General features: G+C 59.7%; 21 protein-coding genes. 4 read left to right on the plus strand and 17 right to left on the minus strand.

Annotated elements, in window-relative coordinates:
• Positions 1-38: 38 nt before the first annotated feature.
• Together JNB85_RS21565 and JNB85_RS21570 are read left to right on the plus strand one after the other, a co-directional pair.
• Entirely contained in the window at positions 39-629 is a 591-nt protein-coding gene (locus tag JNB85_RS21565) for an ankyrin repeat domain-containing protein (protein WP_220336342.1), read from the plus strand.
• A 29-nt stretch (positions 630-658) separates the two neighbouring features.
• Positions 659-1186 carry a YHS domain-containing (seleno)protein gene (locus JNB85_RS21570; protein ID WP_220336343.1) on the plus strand — a complete coding sequence of 176 codons (528 nt, stop codon included), beginning with the start codon at positions 659-661 and terminating at the stop codon, positions 1184-1186.
• Here JNB85_RS21570 and JNB85_RS21575 read toward each other — a convergent pair whose 3' ends face one another.
• From JNB85_RS21575 to JNB85_RS21585, 3 genes are all read right to left on the minus strand, one after another.
• On the minus strand, positions 1187-3403 hold the full coding sequence (locus JNB85_RS21575) for an adenylate/guanylate cyclase domain-containing protein (RefSeq protein WP_220336344.1): 2217 nt from the start codon (positions 3401-3403) through the stop codon (positions 1187-1189). It abuts the gene before it with no gap.
• A 434-nt stretch (positions 3404-3837) separates the two neighbouring features.
• Positions 3838-5181, minus strand: a complete 1344-nt coding sequence (locus JNB85_RS21580; protein WP_220336345.1) for an O-antigen ligase family protein — start codon at positions 5179-5181, stop codon at positions 3838-3840.
• Positions 5175-5912 carry a glycosyltransferase family 25 protein gene (locus JNB85_RS21585; RefSeq protein ID WP_220336346.1) on the minus strand — a complete coding sequence of 246 codons (738 nt, stop codon included), beginning with the start codon at positions 5910-5912 and terminating at the stop codon, positions 5175-5177. Before JNB85_RS21585 ends, JNB85_RS21580 begins: the two co-directional genes overlap by 7 nt.
• Positions 5913-6142: 230 nt before the next feature.
• On the opposite strand from JNB85_RS21585, the gene JNB85_RS21590 reads away from it, so the two are divergent.
• The gene (locus tag JNB85_RS21590; RefSeq protein WP_220336347.1) at positions 6143-6886 is read left to right on the plus strand and encodes an SIMPL domain-containing protein; all 744 of its coding nucleotides are present in this window, start codon (positions 6143-6145) and stop codon (positions 6884-6886) included.
• 113 nt (positions 6887-6999) lie between these two features.
• Here the strand turns inward: JNB85_RS21590 and JNB85_RS21595 are convergent, their stop codons facing one another.
• The 6 genes from JNB85_RS21595 to JNB85_RS21620 form a co-directional block, all read right to left on the minus strand.
• Positions 7000-7380, minus strand: coding sequence for a hypothetical protein (locus tag JNB85_RS21595; RefSeq protein WP_220336348.1), 381 nt, complete (start codon positions 7378-7380; stop codon positions 7000-7002).
• Between the two features lie 147 nt (positions 7381-7527).
• A complete protein-coding gene (locus JNB85_RS21600; protein ID WP_220336349.1) occupies positions 7528-7836 on the minus strand; it encodes a hypothetical protein in 309 nt (102 codons plus the stop codon).
• Between the two features lie 122 nt (positions 7837-7958).
• Entirely contained in the window at positions 7959-8381 is a 423-nt protein-coding gene (locus JNB85_RS21605) for a secondary thiamine-phosphate synthase enzyme YjbQ (protein ID WP_220336350.1), read from the minus strand.
• 71 nt (positions 8382-8452) lie between these two features.
• Positions 8453-8806, minus strand: coding sequence for a DUF1428 domain-containing protein (locus tag JNB85_RS21610; protein ID WP_220336351.1), 354 nt, complete (start codon positions 8804-8806; stop codon positions 8453-8455).
• 121 nt (positions 8807-8927) lie between these two features.
• Entirely contained in the window at positions 8928-9326 is a 399-nt protein-coding gene (locus tag JNB85_RS21615) for a DUF427 domain-containing protein (protein WP_220336352.1), read from the minus strand.
• A gap of 134 nt (positions 9327-9460) precedes the next feature.
• Positions 9461-10396, minus strand: a complete 936-nt coding sequence (locus tag JNB85_RS21620; protein ID WP_220336353.1) for a phytanoyl-CoA dioxygenase family protein — start codon at positions 10394-10396, stop codon at positions 9461-9463.
• A gap of 135 nt (positions 10397-10531) precedes the next feature.
• Here JNB85_RS21620 and JNB85_RS21625 point away from each other — a divergent pair, with 135 nt between their 5' ends.
• A complete protein-coding gene (locus JNB85_RS21625; RefSeq protein ID WP_220336354.1) occupies positions 10532-11395 on the plus strand; it encodes a helix-turn-helix domain-containing protein in 864 nt (287 codons plus the stop codon).
• Here the strand turns inward: JNB85_RS21625 and JNB85_RS21630 are convergent.
• The 8 genes from JNB85_RS21630 to rpoD all read right to left on the minus strand — a co-directional run bounded on the left by JNB85_RS21630 (position 11392) and on the right by rpoD (position 18953).
• Positions 11392-12279, minus strand: coding sequence for a DMT family transporter (locus JNB85_RS21630; RefSeq protein ID WP_220336355.1), 888 nt, complete (start codon positions 12277-12279; stop codon positions 11392-11394). The two genes, JNB85_RS21625 and JNB85_RS21630, sit on opposite strands and share 4 nt — an antisense overlap.
• An 83-nt stretch (positions 12280-12362) precedes the next feature.
• Entirely contained in the window at positions 12363-13163 is an 801-nt protein-coding gene (locus JNB85_RS21635) for an AraC family transcriptional regulator (RefSeq protein WP_220336356.1), read from the minus strand.
• Between the two features lie 100 nt (positions 13164-13263).
• Positions 13264-14061, minus strand: coding sequence for an APH(3') family aminoglycoside O-phosphotransferase (locus JNB85_RS21640; RefSeq protein WP_220336357.1), 798 nt, complete (start codon positions 14059-14061; stop codon positions 13264-13266).
• Positions 14062-14111: 50 nt separating this feature from the next.
• Positions 14112-14273, minus strand: a complete 162-nt coding sequence (locus tag JNB85_RS21645) for a hypothetical protein (protein ID WP_220336358.1) — start codon at positions 14271-14273, stop codon at positions 14112-14114.
• A gap of 101 nt (positions 14274-14374) precedes the next feature.
• Entirely contained in the window at positions 14375-15469 is a 1095-nt protein-coding gene (locus tag JNB85_RS21650) for a DUF930 domain-containing protein (RefSeq protein ID WP_220336359.1), read from the minus strand.
• A 48-nt stretch (positions 15470-15517) separates the two neighbouring features.
• Positions 15518-16261: a DUF930 domain-containing protein gene (locus JNB85_RS21655; protein WP_223216576.1), complete on the minus strand. Its 744-nt coding sequence runs from the start codon at positions 16259-16261 to the stop codon at positions 15518-15520.
• 108 nt (positions 16262-16369) lie between these two features.
• Complete coding sequence (locus tag JNB85_RS21660) at positions 16370-16663, minus strand: GYD domain-containing protein (RefSeq protein ID WP_220336361.1); 294 nt, start codon at positions 16661-16663, stop codon at positions 16370-16372.
• Between the two features lie 235 nt (positions 16664-16898).
• Positions 16899-18953, minus strand: coding sequence for an RNA polymerase sigma factor RpoD (gene rpoD, locus JNB85_RS21665; RefSeq protein ID WP_220336362.1), 2055 nt, complete (start codon positions 18951-18953; stop codon positions 16899-16901).
• Positions 18954-19278 lie beyond the last annotated feature (325 nt).

Raw genomic sequence — 19278 nt, forward strand, 5'->3', positions numbered from 1 at the left:
GCGCTTGTAAGCCAGGGATGGCAAGACGGGGGTGCGCGATGAATGTCCTTTGGATCAGCTTCATCTGTTTCGGCCTTGGGATTTCCGCGGCGTTCGCGGGCCCACTGCACGATGCCGCGCGCGAAGGCAATGTCGAGCGCGTCAAGCAGCTTGCCGATCAGGGCGCCGACCTCGCTGAACTGGATGATACGGGCGAACCGGCGCTGCTGATTGCGGCGCTGTCCGGCAAGGCCGATGTCGTCACCCTTCTTCTCGATCGCGGTTGCGACATCGAAATCCGCAACAAGGGCGGGCTGACAGCCCTGCATGCGGCGGCCTATGGCGGCCATGTCGATATCGTGGAATTGCTGGTGGCGAGAGGTGCCGCCGTCAACGATCACGAGAACTTCTATCATATGACACCGCTGCATGCGGCCGCCGAAGAAGGTCATGCCGATGTCATTGCTTTCCTGCTTGCGCAGAAGGCCGAGATCGAGCCGAAGGAAAGAAACGGCTACACGCCGGTGACCCAGGCCGGATGGCGATCGCACTGGGACGCCGTCACTCTTTTGTTGAAAGCAGGCGCCGCCTGTCAGGGAGCCGACCTCACGGGTCAGTGGCTCTATGACGAATGCACGAAGCGAAAATGAGTGCGCGCCTGAGAAACGGGAGCATTGAAATGTCTCACTGGAATGGAATTCTGAAGGCGGCTGCCATAGGCGGCGTCGCGGTGCTGCTGCTGGCGAACGAGGCGACAGCGGAAGATTTCGTCAACACGGGCTATTTCGGGGATGTGGCGATCAAGGGCTATGACCCTGTCGCCTATTTCACGGATGATAAGGCCGTGGAGGGATCGCCGCAATATTCTCACCACTGGCTGGGCGCCACCTGGTATTTTGCCAGTGCCGAGCATCGTGACATGTTCGTCAAGGATCCGGGCAAATATGCGCCGCAATATGGCGGCTACTGCGCCGATGGGGTGTCCTTCGGAACGGTGACCACCAATATCGATCCGAATGCCTGGCGGATCATCGATGGCAAACTCTATATCAGCTATGATCCGGGTGCCGCCGAAGGGTTGGTGAAGAACCCGACGAAGGTGGTCGAGTCCAAAAAGCACTGGTCGGAAGTGCAGAACATCCTGATCTCGGAGAAGGCGCAGAAAGACTGGCAGCATCCCTCTGCCCAGCAACTGACCAATCGGTGATCAGCCCCCGATCGAGAAGAATTTCAGCGCCTGCGGCGTGACATGCACATATGTCGCGCCGGGCTCGTCGGGAGCGCGATTACGATAGACATTGCCGCAGACCATCCTGTCGAGGAAATAACCCGGGAATTTCTCGCAGAGCCAGTCTCCCTTGATCTCGACGGTGCCGGTAATATTCGTGTTGGCGCTGCGATAGGCGGTATTGCCCGCTTTGTCGAAGAACTGGACGAATTGCGTGCCGTTGCGGTGCTTGCCGGTCCAGCTCTTGTCACTGATAAGATCGCGCAACTGCTCGCCGGTGACCTGATCGGCCTTCTCGCCCTGAAACCCAAAGGGCCATTCGGGAATTCCCGCTTTCTGCAGCCTGCTCAAATGCAGGTTCAGATCGTCCTTGCGCCAGTAGTCGTAGAGATAGCTGTAATAGGTCAGATTGCTTTCGGGAAAAAGCGCCAGCAGCTTTGTCTTTTCCTGCAGGCTGCGCTTCGGGTCGCCATCCTCTATATAGGCGGCAGTCAGGAATTCGCGCGCAGCCTCCGCATTGGGAAGTGCGTCGCGGGCCGCCTCCATCAGCGAGATCGACCGGTCGTCATCACCGATGATGTAGAAGACGATACCCGCCAGCAACTGGAAGCCGGATGATGGCGAAGGATCGAAGCGCAACGCCTTTTCCATTTCGGCGGTCGCCTGGTCATGATTGCCGATATGAGCGAGCACGAGGGCCAGATTGCCATTGGCTTCCGCGTCGCTCGGCTGCGCCTGCACGGCACGGTTCGCCGATGTCAGCGCCTCCGTCTGGCGCCCGTCAACCAGCTGCAGGAGGGCAAGGACCGTATGCGCCCGCGCATTGTTCGGATCGATCTTCAATGCCTGCCCAGCCGCATCATAGGCAATCTTGCGGGCCACGGCCGCCGACCAGAGAATATTGTAGTCGTTGCGCCAGACATCGACGGCGATGCGCGCGATCCCCGCATGCGCATCGGCAAAGTTCGGATCGAGGTCGATCGCCTTCTGGTAATAGGACAGCGCCTCGCGGTAGGTCCCCACGTCTCCATAGGTGAGGCCCGCCTGCTCGGCGCGCATGTAGTAATCGTAGGCCTCGAGATTCTCCGTGGGTATCTGCGCCAGTTGCGTGCGCTCGCCCTCGCTGAGCCTGATCGCAAGTGCTGCGATGATCTTGCTGATGACATCATCCTGGACCGCGAAAAGATCGGCATATTCGCGGTCGTAGCGCTCGGCCCAGAGGGAAAGGCCGCTCAGCGCATCGATCAGTTTGACATTGATGCGTAATCGTGAGCCCGCCCGCTGCAGCGTCCCTTCAAGGACGTAGTGAACACCAAGCTCCGCCGCCACATCCTGAATCTTGCCGCCATCATCGCGAACCGCAAAGACGGAGTGACGCGCGATGACGAAGAGGCCGGAGACTTTCGACAGTTCCGTAATCAGATCATCGGTCAGCCCTTCTGCAAGATGATCGTGCTCGACGTCGCCGCTGACATTGATGAAGGGCAATACGGCAACAGAGGGCTTGTCCGGCAAAGGATAGGCAAAGCGCTGGGTCAACGACGGGGTTTCGAGCAGCGCCCACGGCTGCCGCCACAGCGCCGCTCCGGCCAGAATGAGCACGATAGCAGCAGCAGCCATTGCCGCGATGCGCCGGCGGCTGAAATATTTTCGCAGATTGCTGGACTTCTTTGCTGCCGCCGGATTGAACACGACGCGATAGACGCGCACGGGTTCAGCAATGCTTTTGACCCTTTGCTCGCCGAGGGAAACGAAAGCCACATCAAGCTTCGATTTCACCTGGTCGTAGGCTGGCCCGGAAATCGCTATTCCGCCGGGTTCGGCGAGCGACTGCATGCGGTCGGCCAGGTTGACGCCGTCACCATGAATATCGTCGCCCTCGACGATGATATCTCCAAGATTGATACCGATTCGGAAATCGAGACGACGATCGGCCGGGATCTCCGCATTATGCTTCGCCTTCAGCTTCTGCACATCCACTGCGCAGCGCACGGCATCGACGACGCTGTGAAACTCCACCAGCAATCCGTCGCCCATGGTCTTGACCAGCCGCCCGCTATGCTCGGCTATCGAGGGCTCGACGACTTCCCTCATGTCCGCCTGGAAACGCAGACGCGTCCCCTCCTCATCGGCCTGGCTTAAACGGCCATAGCCTACGACATCGGCAATCAGGACGGCTGCAAGGCGACGCTCCATGTCAGTCTCTTCCCTGGAAAGGACGACGGCGGCATCTTACAGTACCGCTCTACCCGATACCATTGACGGTTGAGAGGAAGGTCTTCAGCCTGTCGCATGGCGAGGCCGCAATGTCATATCACTGTCATATTCTGCATAGGTGGCATGCCAAAATGCCCATTGTTGCAGCACCGCGCACAAATTATATGCTCGCCGGCCAACAAAAATAACAAAAGTGAACTTTGCTATGCACTTGATTTTCAAACGCCGCAAAAGCGGCCTCATGCGACGGATCGTCAATGGCCTTGGTTCTGCCCAGCAGCGCTATCGTGATGCGCGCGAGGCAAGGAAGACCGCGATCCACCCTTCGTTTCTGGACGATTTCGGCATCTGACAACGCGGGCGCTCCAGCTTAAGGAGCGCTCGGCCCCCTCGGGCCGGGTCTCATCGCCCCCTCAGGCAGCCTTCTGATCCCCGGATACCATGCCGGTATCCTGCCTCATCTCCCCCTTCTTGAGCATGATTCCGCAGGCAAACGCGACGGCGGAGAACACGAAGAAGAACGATTCGCCGATTGCCAGCCGGTTGTTGGAGTTCGACAGGATTGTTCCAAGGAAGAAGAGCGTGACCATCGTATAGGCCAGCAGCGTGCTGAGGCTGATCAGCCTGGCTCTCCACGCGGCAAAAACTCGGCTGTACATGCCTGTCGCCAATATGGCGAAAACGATGAGGCCGAACAGCCCGTGACGGACGAGCATCTCGAAGTAGCCATTATGGAGCAGCGTATAGGGTACGCTGGCATAGGTGGTGGACTGCCAGAGGGTGAGCCAGTGGTTGCCTGCACCGAAGAGCGGCGCTTGGGCAATTACTTCCGATGCATTCGCCCAGAGTTGCAGCCGCTCGCTCATCGACTCCGGCGTATCTTTTGACGCGATCGCAGCAACGACAGCATTCCACATTCCATGCGCAGAGATTTCGGTTTCGATCCGCGCGGTGGCCTCGTAGGTCGGGCCGGCAAACCTCCAGATATCATCGCCGCCGACAAAAAGCGCTGCTACGAGGAGAGCGACGACGACAGCCCCTACCAGCGCGGCCCGGCGTCTGTTTGCGTAAAGCAGCAGCGAGGCGAGCATGAGGGGGCCGACGAGGACAAGGCTCAGCCAGACGCCTTTCGCCTTGGAGCCGTAAATATTGAAAAGACTGAGCGCGATGATGAGCGTCGCGACGGCAAAGATCCAGCTGCCAGAGCGGCGCGCGAGCTTGCCGGTCTCCCAGGCGTGCAACAGCCAGTAAAAGGCGCCGATCATCAGGAAGCCGCAGCCGATCGCGCCGTGGATCAGGTTGTTGTGGAAGAGCGGCGAAATACGGTCGTCACCTGCAAGGATCAGCCGATAATCGGTGGAGATCAAGAGGGCGGCAAGGGCGATCGGGAAATAGATCGCAAAGACCGTTTCGATATGTTTGCGGCTGGAATAAAGCGCGATGCCCACAGCCGGGAAAAACAGCGGAAAGGCGTAGAGCCAGTCGGACGCGCCCTTCTCACCATAAACGATCAGGCCGAACAGAAAGCGCAGCAGCGCGTAGGCGCCCCAGGCAACACAGGCATTGGCCAGCCAGTCACGCCTCAGCAGCCAAAGATTCGGCCTGCACCAGACAAAGGTCGTCCCGATCAGCAGCAGCGCCGCATAGCGATAAGTATCGCTTTCCAGAATGGGAGCCGAAATCAGCAGCAGCCACAGGACGACGAGGACGGGCTTGAGGCGGGAGGGCGTGGCGATCGGCTCTTCGCTCGCTACCATAGAGAATATTGCACCCTTCTAGCATAATCGGCGGCACGAAGCAGATGCGTGACGGAGCGGCGTATTCCTTTGAATTTCTGCCGCCTGTAATCGAGCTTCGTCGCGATCGCCGTTTCGTGGCTGTTCGCCCCTAGCTCTATCAGATTGTTCTTGACCGTAAAGGTATTAACCTCGGTCGACCACCCGCGCTCTAATGCCACATCGAAGGGATAGACCATGACGTTCATGGTCCTCAGAAGCTTCTTGGCACCGGATCGGGTGACCAGATAGCATGCGGCCGAACCCTGCGGCCCGTGGATGCAGCGGCCGATGGCATCCCCGAATTTCGTCGTTGCCTTCTGCATGAAGCCCTTGGACCGGTGGTTAAGCAACTTGACCAGTTCGGCTTTCGGAATGGCAGCAAGCACAGCCTCTGCACGTTCTAGCAGATCGGCCCGCAGTTCCACGTCATCTTCCATGATGATCGCCGCATCGTTGCTGCTGTCGAGAAACTCGGTGAGCGCCTTGACGTGACTGCGATAGCAGCCGTGCTCGCCTGGCAGATAGTTCCTGCCATTGCGAAGAAGAAATTGCCGCTTGTTGATGTCAGCCTTGTCGTGCGGCTGGATCTGCGCGCCATCCACCCCGGATATCCTGACGACGTCGAGCGCCAGCGAATTGGCTTTGCGCGAAAGCCCTTCCCAGCGAGCGACGGAGCGGTTCAGGTTGATGACATAGGCACCGATTTTCATATAAAGCGAAACTTCAGCATGAGACAGGAATGCGGGCCTTTATAAGTCGAGGCTTAACCGCGGGCAACATCCGCACGCCCATGTTAGCTACCATGCGTTGATTACCCCCTACACCCTTTAGTCGAAAGCAATCCTAGTGATAAAGCAATTCTCATATCGATTCCTGCCGCAATAGCTTCACAATCCGCAGACACAAAGCTCGCAGGGACGCAAACAGCCGAGGAACAAACATGGCGCCGAACTACACCAAGACTGCCCTTCTGACAGCCTTTCTGAGCCTGCCGCTTGCGGCATCCGCTCCGCTTCTAGCGCAGGAGAATCGGCCGCGCGAAGCGGTCATCACCGTGTCCGGAGAGGGCGAATCGGCATTGGCTCCCGATATGGCCGTCGTCAATCTCGCCGTGGTCAAACAGGCAAAGACCGCCCGCGAAGCGCTCGACGAAAACAACAAGGCGATGAGCGAGGTGCTGGCCGCACTGAAAAAGAGCGGCATTGCCGACCGCGACCTCCAGACCTCGGGCTTTTCGATCCAGCCGCAGTACAACTACCCGCAGCCGGTCGACAACCAGCCGCAGCCGCCGCAGCTGATCGGCTATCAGACCAGCAATTCGGTCACCGTTCGCGTCCGCGACCTGTCCAAACTGGGCGAGATCATGGATCAGTCCGTCACGCTCGGCATCAATCAGGGCGGCGATATCCAGTTCACCAACGACAAGCCGGAAGCAGCCTTGGAGGCAGCCCGCAAGAACGCTGTCGCCAACGCGATCAAGAAGGCGAAGACCTTGAGCGAAGCCGCCGGCGTGAAGGTCGGCCGCGTCGTCGAGATCAGCGAGAATGTCGTGCGCCCGATGCCGCAGCCGGTCTACCGCGCCGCGATGATGAAGGAAGCCTCAGATGTCGCCGCCGTTCCCGTCCAGGGCGGCGAGAACAGCTACAATGTCACCGTCAGCGTGACTTTCGCAATCGAGCAGTAAACTTCGGAGGGCGCTTCGGCGCCCCTCTCCCAAAGGAAAAGCAGCTCAAAAGAAAACCGCCCTGCTGTCAGCAAGGGCGGTTTTTTATGCGATGGACGATCGTGCGCCTGGTTTTAGCGGCGCAGGAGCGGGCAACCGCGAACGTTGCCGAAGGTCATCTCGCTCGGGCCGCGGCGGCTCCAGCCCTGCACGATGACACGGCGCGGGGTGATATCGACGACGCGCGTACGGCGCAGGCCGTAATCCTCGGCGATGTTTTCCGCCATGCGCGGATCGCAGCCGCGCGGCGGACGCCCGTAACCCGGTGGGGGCAGAGGCGGACGGCCATAACCCGGCGGCGGTGGTGGCGGACGGCGCCAATCCGGCGGAGGCGGACCACCGTCCGGTTCGCCAATAATGATATTCACCTGTGCTGCAGCCGGCGCAACGGTGCCGGCCAGCGCAGCAGCGGAAAGAAGGGCGGCAAGCCCCGCCTTCGCCAGAAACTGCATCATGAAAAGATCCTCGTGGTTGGTAGCCGCGGGCAACTGCCGGAGCTGTTCCGGAATCACTTACACACAGTTCTGAGAGAACACGGGCGAAAGCGTCGCGGTCAAGGCAAAACGGCCGGAGCTCGAGTTTTCCGGCTCCGGCCGAACGAATTAGCGGTACATGAGCGGGCAGCCGCGCACATTGGCGAAGGCCATGCGGTCCCAGCCACGGCGGTCGCGGCCCGCGACGACGACACGGCGCGGCGTGATCTTGGAAATGCGCACGTCTCGCAGGCCGGAATAGCGGGCCTTGCGGATGGCCTGCATCGGCGAGCAGCCACGAACCGGCGGGCGGTGATAATACTGCGCCTTGACAACGAAATCCGTCTGGGGCGCAGCGAAAGCGGCGGAGCCAGCAAGCGGAATGGAACTCAAAGCGAGCAGTGCGGCGAGCGAAGCCTTGGCAAGGAAATGCGACATTGGGTTTTTCTCCTCGTGGTGTTTCCTCGATCTCCCTCTTGGGATTGTCGCAAGACTAAACGCACGAAGCTGAATGCCGTTCGAACCATCCATTCAGTTGGCATTCACAAGGCGTAATGATTTCACGGACTCAAATGCAGCACCACGTCGCGCCGGTGCGGACGGTCACGGTGCTCGAAGAGATAGATGCCTTGCCAGGTGCCGAGTACCAATCGACCGCGACTGATGGGAATGCTGATCGAAACCTGAGTAAGTGCCGCCTTGATATGAGCAGGCATATCGTCCGGTCCCTCTGTCGTATGCACGACCCACTGCATTGATGGATCGGATGACGGCGGCACGAGGCGACGAAAAAAGCTGTTGAGGTCCGTCTTCACATCGGGATCCGCGTTTTCCTGAATGAGCAGCGAACAGGAGGTATGGCGCACGAAAACCGTCAGCAGCCCCTCCTCCATGCCGGACTGTCGCACGAAGGTTCGGGCTTGATCGGTGAATTCGTAGAGGCCCTGACCACGGGTGGAAAGCGTAAGCATCGTCTGGGGCAAGGCAGTCTCCGTCGCAGATTGTCTCTCGCGAGGTGGCGCGCCTTGCCCTCGAAGTCAATGCGGGTCCCATGCTAAAGCCGAAGCATTTCCTCGAAGCCGCCGTAGATCATGCGCTTGCCGTCGAAAGGCATCTGCCACTTGTCGCTGGAAAGGCGCGGATCGGCCATGACTTTTGTATTGATCTCGTCGCGCTGCTGTTTCGATTTGTAGAGGATCCAGGAAAAGACCACCACCTCATCATCCTTGGCCATGACGGCACGCGGAAACGAGGTCAATTCGCCGTAGGGCACGTCGTTGCCAAGGCACTCGACATATTCGAGCGCGCCATATTCCTTCCAGATCGACCCGGCATAGGCGGAGAATTCCTTGTAGGCATCGACATTCCCGCGGGGAACGGCGACGATGAAACCATCAACGTAGGACATTGCACTTCTCCTCTCGTGTTAACGTCCGAAGGACGTTCGACGCTGGCCACATCCGACATTGCCGCGTCAATTGACGCCTGCGGCCGATGTGGCAAGGAGATGAAAGCCTTCGGCTGTGCCCTTAAAACTGCCCCGCTTCCGGCGACGGCAGCTCTTCGATGGAATCGACCCTGTCAGGATAAAAGGCCAGATGGTCCTTGATGTTGGCAACGGCAGGATGGGGTGCCTCATAGGTCCAGATCGCATTCTTCGAACGGTCGCCGCCATCAGGAATGCTATAGTAGGAGGCATCCCCCTTGTACGGGCAATGGCTCGTGTGGTCGGTGCGCTCCAGCAGCGACATGTCCACATCCTTGCGTGGAATATATTGCACCGGTGAATAGGAGGCTTCGCGAAGCGTCAGCGCATCATGCGTATCGGCAATCACGCGGCCGCCGAGCTTGACGACGACGCGGGAGGGATTGTGTTCGACAGTGATCGGATGATCCGGCCCGGGAATCTTGATCGGCTTGCCTGACATGGATGTCGTCTCCGGATTGAGTTCGCTCCGAAAGAGATAGGGTACGCAGGCGAGCAACCCAAGGGGCGGCCCCCTCGGCGCTTTGGAAAGAGCGCGGAGGCATCCACCTCCGCGGCTCGTGATCTGCTATCCGCTTACCAACGGTCGAGGCCGAGCAGCTTGCGGCCGAGCGGCGTCAGTTCGGCAGTCTTGGCATTGTGCTTTTCCCACTCACGCGGGTCGCCAGGGAAGGCGTCGCGCTTTGGATGGTCGAGCTCCCGCCATAGGCGGATACGCTCTTCGCGCTCTTCGGCATTGTCGTATTCAGCCGGATGCATGGAGATATACTGCGCCATGCGCACGCGGTTCTCCGCGTGGTTCGGGCGAACGCCATGGGCGAGCAGCGAATTGAAGATCATCAAATCGCCCGGCTCCATATCGATGTTGACGGCGGAAAGCCCGGTCATATCGGGATGCATGGGATCGCGATCCTCGGGCTGCGTCTTCACCCATTCTTCGAAATGCTCGAAGAGATAGGGAACGCACTGGAAGCCGCCGACATCGCCATCCTGCTTCTTGAGGCTCAGCACGCCCTGCACGCCGATCGGCAGCGGCCGGATCGACGTATCGACGTCCCAGTGGATGAAGCCGTTCGGATTGCCTTTGACCTTCTTCGGCGGGTTCAGGTTGGCGCGATCGATCGTCACCCAAAGATCTTCACGATCCCAGATATCGACAAAGACGTCGTAGACGCGCTTCTCCATCCGGTTGTCCCAGAGAGCCTGGTGATTGTAGATCTCCAGCATGCCGGTATTGTTGAGCTCTTTCATCTTGTGCTCACGGCGCTGCGGCGCATACCAGGTCGAAACGTCGTTCGGATCCTTCTCGTCAAAACGCCAGAGCACCTCCACAAGTCGCTCGACATTCGCCGCAGGAACGGCCTGGCGAACGATGACATAGCCCTTCGTCGTCCAGTGCTGCCAGTCCGCCTCCGATAGCACGCGCAGCGGCAGCGTCTTCTTGATATCCTTGAGCTGCGTGGTGACCGACGACGCCGTCGGATGAGCGTCGCGTTTCACTGCCAGTTGCATGAGATCCTCCCATCATTTGATCCATTCCTGTTGTTTCAGGCGATGGAGGGAGTCTAGCGGCTAATCGCAGCTCATGTTGTGCCAGCTTGGCAAATTATGATACTATTCTGGCGTCGCTTATCTGAAAGGCGCTTGATGAGGCCGTATCTCGAAATCCTGCCACGCCATGCGGACAGCTCCTGGAGCATGCTGAACCGGCGGCTGGATGACGCGATTCCCTTCCAGTGGCACCACCATCCCGAATTCGAGCTGACGCTCACGCTGAACTCCATCGGCCAGCGTTTAATCGGCGACCATACCGGAGAGTATGAGGATGGCGACCTCGTCCTCGTCGGCCCAAACCTGCCGCACACCTGGGTATCGCGTGCGAAATACGACGAGGCAAACCCGCATGTCGCCCTCGTGCTCTGGTTCCACCCGGACTGGATACGGAAGATGACATCAGGGGCCGTCGAGCTTCGCCCCGTCGAAGCGATGCTTGCCCGCGCCGAGCGCGGTCTGCACTTCTCCAAGGAAGCCGCCGCAGCAGTACGCAGCGATATCGAAGCGATCTTTACAAAACCGCCCGCCGAGCGACTGCTCTCACTCTTTAACATTCTCGGCGCCATCGCCGGTGATCGGCAAGCATCCGCACTCGCCAGCGCACCCGGCCAGAGCCGGGAACTGCAGGAGAGCCGTGAGCGTATCGACCGTGTCCTCACCCACCTGCATCTGCATTATGCCCGCACGATCGCACTGGAAGAACTTGCCGATATAGCCGCGCTCAGCGTCTCCGGCCTGCACCGCCTCTTCCGTCGCCATACCGGCACCACCGTCTCGGACTATCTGATCCGCATGCGCATCGGTGATGCCTGCGCCCGCCTTTCGGCCACGGCCCAGCCGGTCGGCCATATCGCCGATGCCGTCGGCTATGGTTCGCTTGCCAATTTCAACAGACAGTTCAGGACGCAGACCGGAATGACGCCGCGGGAATACCGCAACGTCTTCCGCCCCGCTTAAACCCCGGCCGTTCGCCGCAGGCTGGCGAAGCCAAGGCCTATGACCGCCGCCAGAACGCAGGCAATCCCGAAAATCTGGTTGGTACCGATCGCCTCTCCGAGGATGAGGAATGCGAAAATGACGGCTGTAGCCGGCGCAACAGCCGTAAAGAGAGAGGCCTCCGCGCCGCTGACGCGCTCTGCTCCCGCATACCAGAGAATGAAGCCGCCAACCGTCGGCACCAGCGCGTAATAGACGACCGCAAGCAGAGCAGGTTGCGAGGCGATGCCGATATCGTGATGCTCGAACAAGGCGGGCACACCCGCAACGGCGAAGCCGATGGTCGTCATCAGCGCCGACTGCGTCAATGGCGGAATGAACGTATTAAGCCGCTTGTTGAGCAGGATGAACAGCCCCTCGCAGACGACCGCGCCGAAAATTAGCATGTCACCGACAAGCGACCCACTGCCGGCAGCCGGCGAAAAGGCAATGGAAAAGACGCCGGCGGCGGCCAGCCCGATTGCCAGAAGCAGGAAGCGTTGCGGCCTCTCGCCAAGCACGAGGATGGAGATTGCCGCGGAGACGACCGGCAGCGTGCCGATGATGACGCCGGCATTGGCCGCCGACGTCAGCGACAGGCCCGAAATCAACAGCGTCGTGTAGCCTACGCTCCCCGCACCCGCCTGCGTGACGAGGATCAGCCAACCCCGCCCGGAAAGCCGCGGCAGCCGCGCTCCTGTCCAGCGCATCAGGAAGAGGAAAAAGGGAAAGGCCACCGCAAAACGCAAGGCCGTCGCCGTAAAAGGCGGCAATCCGGAAGCAATGACCTTGCTGGCGACAACGGTGCTGCCGACTGTCGTCATGGCCAATGTGAGATAGATATAACCTTGAAATTCCCTGCTCATCTGCCGCTCCTTTCGAGACGGAGCAAGCAAACAGCCTAAGAGGCCAGGGGTCTTGAACGAAATTGCAAGGGACAAGCAAGCGATCAGGAATGCCCGCGCGCATAGGTGCCGGGCGTCAGGCCATAGCGGGAAACGAAGGCGCGCGTCATATGGCTCTGGTCGGCAAAGCCGCTTTCGACTGCAGCCTCGGCGAGCGTCGCACCACCGGCGATCAGCCGGCGGGCAAGATGGACGCGGGCCTGAACGTGATAGGCATGCGGCGTGAAACCCGTCGCCCGCGCAAAGGCGCGCAGCACCTGAAACCGGCTGAGGCCGCTCTCCCTTGCCAGATCGGCAAGCGATATCTCGGCGGCGGGATCATCATCGATCATGCTGCGGGCATGAACAATGGAATGCGGTGCCATGGCCGGCCCCTCCCGCATCGCCGTTTCGCGCAGAGCATCGGCAATGACCGACAAGAACAGCTCTTCGCAGCGCATCCGTTCTTCATCGCCGGTCACAGCGGAAAACAGCACGCGAAATCGATCGGCGAGTAGACCATCGTGGATGACAGGACGCGGAATTTCCGAGCGATTGGTCCCGCCTCCTGCAATCTCGCGCGCAAGACCCTCCATCACCGCAGGATCGAAATAGAGGATCCTCCAGGAGCGTGCCTCGCCGATCGGCGCCCCGTCATGAACCTCGTTCGGGTTGACCGTGATAAGATCGCCGGCCTCCGCCTCGACCATGCCGCGCCCGCTCAGCGATTTTTGAGCCCCGGAAAAGATGAGGCCAATACCGAACTGCTCATGCGTATGACGCGCGAAACGATGGCCTGATGTCGCCGCCACTGCTTCCACGCCCGGTACAGACGAGCGCAGCATCCTGAACTGGCTGATGGCCATGGCAATCTCCTTCGCGGCCGACTCTGCCAGCCGGCGGCGAGCCTATCAAGCCCAGAGTGGGCAGCAGTTTTGCGTCCGGAATTGCGTTAAAACAAGAGTTCTAAAAGAACTCGTCGAGGAGCTGATAATAGTCCATCTTGACGGGATCGATGATCGACAGGCCATAGGCATTGAGAAACAGCCGCACGAATTCCTCGCCGAGATTATCGGCAATGCTGCGGCAGGCGAGCGCGATATCCTGGTAGCGGTCGGCCACACCAAGGCGGCAGCAGTCGATATAACCCGCAAGCCGCCCGCCAGCCGCCATGAAATTCGGCTGGCAGGCGTCGCCATGCGCAATAACGAGATTTTCGCTATCCGGCCGCAGCCGCTGCAATTCGCCAAAGAGGAAGAAGGCGCTTTTGCCGAGCCGCTCCTCGTCGAAATCCGTCTCGTCGACGACGCCGGCCCGCACGCGCGCTGCAGCGGCCGCGAGGCGCTTCTCCAGACGATGATCGAACGGACAGGCATTGATATCGAGGCTGTGGAGGGCACTGAGCGCTGAGGCAAGGATCTCGATGCGCTCTTCGGGCAGCAGTGTTGCTGCAGTGACGAGATCGGCGCCCGGCAGTGCCGTCATCAGCAGGAAGCTGCGCTCTCCGTCGCTCTCATGGGCGACGACCTCTGGACAATCGAGGCCCTGACTGCGAAGCCAGATAAGTCTCTCGGCCTCATCGGCAAGCTCGCAAAACGGCCCGGCCTCCTCGACCTTCAGGTAAAGTCCGGGACGCCTCTCGCCTTCCAGGCGGAAAACGCTAGCCGAGGAACGGCCGAGCGCATCACGCCGCCATTCATAGCCACCAAGATGGCTCCGGAGGGAAACTGGAAGTCTGCCATCCTCTTGAAGTGGAACGACCATGACGATCCTGTGATGGGTAGAAACTCTGCCTGAAAGCCGGTGTGGGCGCCTTAGTGGACGGTTCCGGCGGGCGCGCTTTCCAGGAGAATTTCGAAAGCTTCTTCCAGAGCGGCGACCAGAATATCGGTCAGCTCGTCTGCCTTATTTTCCAGAAACATCAGGCTGACAGCTTCTTCCTGGCGCTCGAAGAAGTGCTCGATCTCGTTCGACATATCATGTGTCCCTTCGCTACCGTACCATAACGGCGATGGGGAAACGATAGAGATGGTTTCTTGCGTGTGGCTTGTTCCAGGATGTGCCGGCCGCGCCGGTGTCAATACGGAAACCCCCTGCTTTTCCACTGACTACGCGGAACTGCGCTCCCAACGCGGAATGCGAAGGAAACAACCTTTGTGGCATCCGGATCCACCTCACAGCGAAGGCTCACGTCATACCAATTCTCTGACGTGCGGAAAGCAGCCTCGAGATTGAGAACAGTGCCGCTGGACAATCCTTGTTGCGGAAGGATTGTCGGCGCAAAACTTGGAGAAGAATGAACAAGTTGCTGCCGAAGCTCAGTGGAGCACAGCTGACCGAAACGCTGCTTGCGTGGCAAACCATCTATTAAAGTCCTTGCGACAGGATCCTCGCTATCGGTTTGCGAGAACAATGTCTTGGCGACTTTCAGGTTGTTCTTCACGGGTTCGGCTTTGGAGGTCTCTGAAGGCTTAGGCTCCGGCGGCTTCACCTGCTCAATACTCGTCATGGTTTCGCCGGACATTTCTGCAAGGGGCGCGTTGCGCTCCGGGGAAACGTCAGTGGCCATCGTCTTGGGCAAAGTCACATCGTCCGGTACGGGAGCCGCCGGCGGCGTTTCTATTGGCGGTTTTTCTTTAGCAGACGCATCCGCAGGCTGATCAGCCTCCGAATCATGTTGTGGCGCTGCTTCAGCAGGCCTCACTTCGCCCTCTGAAGAATTTCCCGTTGTCGATTTTTGAGGACCGCTATTCTTGTCGCTGAATTCAGTTACCGATCGCAAACTCGGCATGGGCATTGGCTTTGCCCGATCGGGAGCTTTATCCGCCGGCGGAGGCGGCGGTGGTGGCGGCGGCTCTGCCTTCGCCTGTTCCTTGGGCTTCTCTTCCTCTTTCGGCTTCTCCTCGCGCTTCTTTTCTTCCGGCTTTTTCTCCTCCGGCGGCGGCACTAGCTCGACCTTTACGCTCTCATCCTCGGCGGGTTTCGCGTGGATGTCAGGGAGCCCGAAAATCAGCAGCGCGACGATCGGCACATGCACCAGCACGGACGCGATAACACCCCAGCGAGCGCGAGGCTCCTGGTGTTCCGTCTCGTGGTCGGTATCTGCCGGTTCGACTTCTTCTTCTGTCACAGCAGCGATGTGGCCTTTAAAACCGGCAGCATCAAGCCACAAATGGAAAAAACCTTGTGATGATGGCCTTCGTGACCGTTAGCAGCGGGCTCACTGGTCGGCCTCGCCATCCTCGGCCACCAGATTGTGTTCCTGCCACAGGTCCTTCGGAATGACATCGCCAATCGCAAAGGCAAAGGCGGTGACGGTCTTCCCCGCGGGATCCACTTCGCAATGGAAGCGGATATTGAACCAATTACGCTTGCTCCGGAAAGCCCCGCCGTCCACCTCGATACTGTTGCCCCTCACCTTCTCCGGCTTCATGGCGTATGGCGCGACAAGATCGGGCGCCGATCCCGGACGGGAACGACTGACCTGCTCCAGCGCTTCGAGGTTGCAGAGCTGCAGATAGCGCTCCTCACTGGACAGCGTGCCAAGCAACTGAAGTGCCACGCGGCTGCGCGGGTTGGCGAGTGTTTTTGCAGAAGAGAGTTCCGTTGCCTGCCTCAGCGGTGGTGGACCCGATCCCATCGGCTTCGGCAGCGCAGGCGGGAACGAAGGCATCTCTCTGGATGCCGTCTCAGGCGCCACCGGCACGATGTCCCCACCCGCCGAACTTCCGCTGTCTCCATGGCTTAGCGGAGGCGGCACGACCGCAGGCGGCGGAACCGGGATCGCAGCAGCAGGCGGCGGTGTCACGACTTCAACGTCGATGCTCTCTTCCTGCGGCGCCCTAGTCGGCTGCACGTCAGGCAGGAAAGCAAGCAGAAGCAAGCCGATGACCAGATGCAGCACGAGCGATGCCGGCAATGCTGGATCGAACTTTCCTCTCTGCAACAGGCCGGCATGTTCCATCGGCAAGGCAAATCCATGCTCTGGGTTCAAGGTGCAGCGACACTGCCAGCACCGCGGAACAACCGCAACGCTGCATCTGGCTCGTCACGAGTTATCGGCCATTCTGCCCTATGAGAGCGACCCGATGATGTCGCGATAATTCACTTCCGAGAATGCCTTCAGGGTTTTCGTACGCACATTGCCAGCCATGGCGAGCGTCAGCGTGAAGCGCGCCATCACCCGATCATCAGGCGCCTCGCAGATGGCCGCCATGTCATATTCGCCCATGGTGAGATAGAATTTATCGAAGGAACCGCCCATGCTGCCGAGCAAATTCCTTGCCGCATCCAGCCGCTTGGCAGAGTCCTTTACGGTCCGGATACCCTGATCGGTCCAGTTTATCAGCAGAATGTACGTAGTCATACTGCACCTCCCGGCGGAGGCCACGGTCACGCGGCGCATGATACCGCTCGCACGCCGCGACCGCTCTCTTCCCCGCGGCCGAAATTATAAGCCTGTCACTCCATGGGGACAAGCAATGCCGGAAACATCAATCGGGCTAGACATGTCCCATTGGGCTAATCCGCTCCGCCTTGCAGACAAAGAAAACCCGGCCAGCAGTACTGACCGGGTTCTGATTTCAGTCCTCATCGACGCCTTAGCTGTCGAGGAACGAGCGCAGCTTGCGTGAGCGGCTCGGATGCTTGAGCTTGCGCAGCGCCTTCGCCTCGATCTGACGGATACGTTCGCGGGTGACCGAGAACTGCTGGCCGACTTCTTCGAGCGTGTGGTCAGTATTCATGCCAATGCCGAAGCGCATGCGCAGCACACGCTCTTCGCGCGGCGTCAGCGATGCCAGAACGCGGGTCGTCGTCTCGCGCAGGTTCGCCTGGATGGCGGCGTCGATCGGAAGCAGCGCATTCTTGTCTTCGATGAAATCGCCGAGATGCGAATCCTCTTCGTCACCCACGGGGGTTTCGAGCGAGATCGGCTCCTTGGCAATCTTCAGGACCTTGCGGACCTTTTCGAGCGGCATGGCAAGCTTTTCGGCCAGCTCTTCCGGCGTCGGCTCGCGGCCGATTTCATGCAGCATCTGGCGCGAGGTACGAACGATCTTGTTGATCGTCTCGATCATGTGCACCGGAATACGGATCGTGCGGGCCTGGTCGGCGATCGAGCGGGTGATCGCCTGACGAATCCACCATGTCGCATAGGTCGAGAACTTGTAACCGCGGCGGTATTCGAACTTGTCGACCGCCTTCATCAGGCCGATATTGCCTTCCTGAATGAGGTCGAGGAACTGCAGACCGCGGTTCGTGTACTTCTTGGCGATGGAGATGACGAGGCGAAGGTTCGCTTCGACCATTTCCTTCTTGGCGATCCGCGCTTCGCGCTCGCCCTTCTGCACCATGTGCACGATGCGGCGGAATTCCGAGATCGAAATGCCGGTTTCCGTTGCGAGATTCTGGATCTCCTGGCGGATGTCGCGGATCGTCGTGTTCTCGCTCTTGGCGAATTCCTTCCAGCCGCGAGCGGCCAGATTGCCGATCGACTTCATCCAGTTCGGGTCGAGCTCGGCGCCCTGATACTGTTCCAGGAACGAGTCACGCTTGACGCCGTAGGATTCGGCCAAACGCAGCAAGCGGCCTTCGTTCTGTACGAGGCGCTTGTTGATGTCATAGAGCTGCTCGACCAGCGCGTCGATGCGGTTCTGGTTGAGCGACAGCGACTTGACGGCCTTGATCAGCTCGTCCTTGAGCTCCTTGTAGCGGCGCTCCTGGGCGGAAGACAGCGTACCGGTGGCAGCAAGGCGCTGCTCGACCTGCTGGTCCTGCAGCTTGCGCAGCTTCTTATAGGTCTCGGCAATAATGTCGAGCGTTTCCATGACCTGCGGGCGAAGCTCGGCTTCCATCGCGGCGAGCGAGAGGTTCGATTCGTCCTCGTCCTCTTCTTCCTCTTCCGGAGGCATGCCTTCGCCGCCGACATCGGTAATGTCGTCGTCACCCGAGCGGGCGCGGCGGGTCTTTTCCTTCTCCTCGGCAGCCTTGCGGTCAGCCTCGATCTTCTCGGGGCTCTGGAACTGCGGGGCAGCCTTGGCTTCCGGACCGGAATAGGTGGTTTCGAGATCGATGATCTCGCGCAGCAGCGTCGTGCCTTCGTTCAGTTCGTCGCGCCAGATGATCAGCGCCTGGAACGTCAGCGGGCTCTCGCAGAGGCCTGCGATCATCGTTTCGCGGCCGGCCTCGATGCGCTTTGCGATGGCGATTTCGCCTTCGCGGGACAGAAGCTCGACGGAACCCATCTCGCGCAGATACATGCGCACCGGGTCGTCGGTACGGTCGGTCGGCTCTTTCTTCTTGGTGGTCGCAAGCGCCGTGCCGCCGGAAGGCGCAAGTTCGCCGCCTTCGCTCTCGTCGTCGCCGGAGCTGTCGTCGTCGTCGCCGCCGGAAGCGCCCGCTTCCTCGGCCTCTTCGTCCTCGATGACGTTGATGCCCATGTCTGACAGCATCGACATCGTGTCTTCGATCTGTTCGGACGTCACTTCTTCGGAAGGCAGGACGGCGTTGAGCTCGTCCATCGTCACATAGCCGCGCTTCTTGGCGGCCTTGATCATCTTCTTGACCGCGTCATCGGAAAGATCGAGAAGAGGGCCGTCGCTTGCGCCGTCGCGTTCGACTTCCGCTTCTTCGTTCTCTTTGACCTTCGTTGCCATTTATATCGTCGCCTTCCTGACGCTATTCATACTCGCTGCGATGAATGGTCGTCTCGTGGCCCGGCGCGTGCATGCGCACCGGCCTCGAATCACCTATACCCACCTAACGGGATGACATTTAAAGCCTGATTAACCATGATCGCCGGCATCGGACAGCAAAACTTCATTGCTATTGGATCTCCGGCCATGGTTATGCGATCCGCCTTGACCCAGTTCACCGCTCAAGTCGAATGGTGATTCCCACAAAATTTGTTCTCGTCAAGCTTTTCCAGAAAAAAAGCCACCGAAAACCCGGAAAAAGCCTTATCCACAGGCTTTGAACCGC

The sequence above is a fragment of the Rhizobium mesosinicum genome, from assembly GCF_019511345.1.
Classification (GTDB): Bacteria; Pseudomonadota; Alphaproteobacteria; order Rhizobiales; family Rhizobiaceae; genus Rhizobium; species Rhizobium mesosinicum.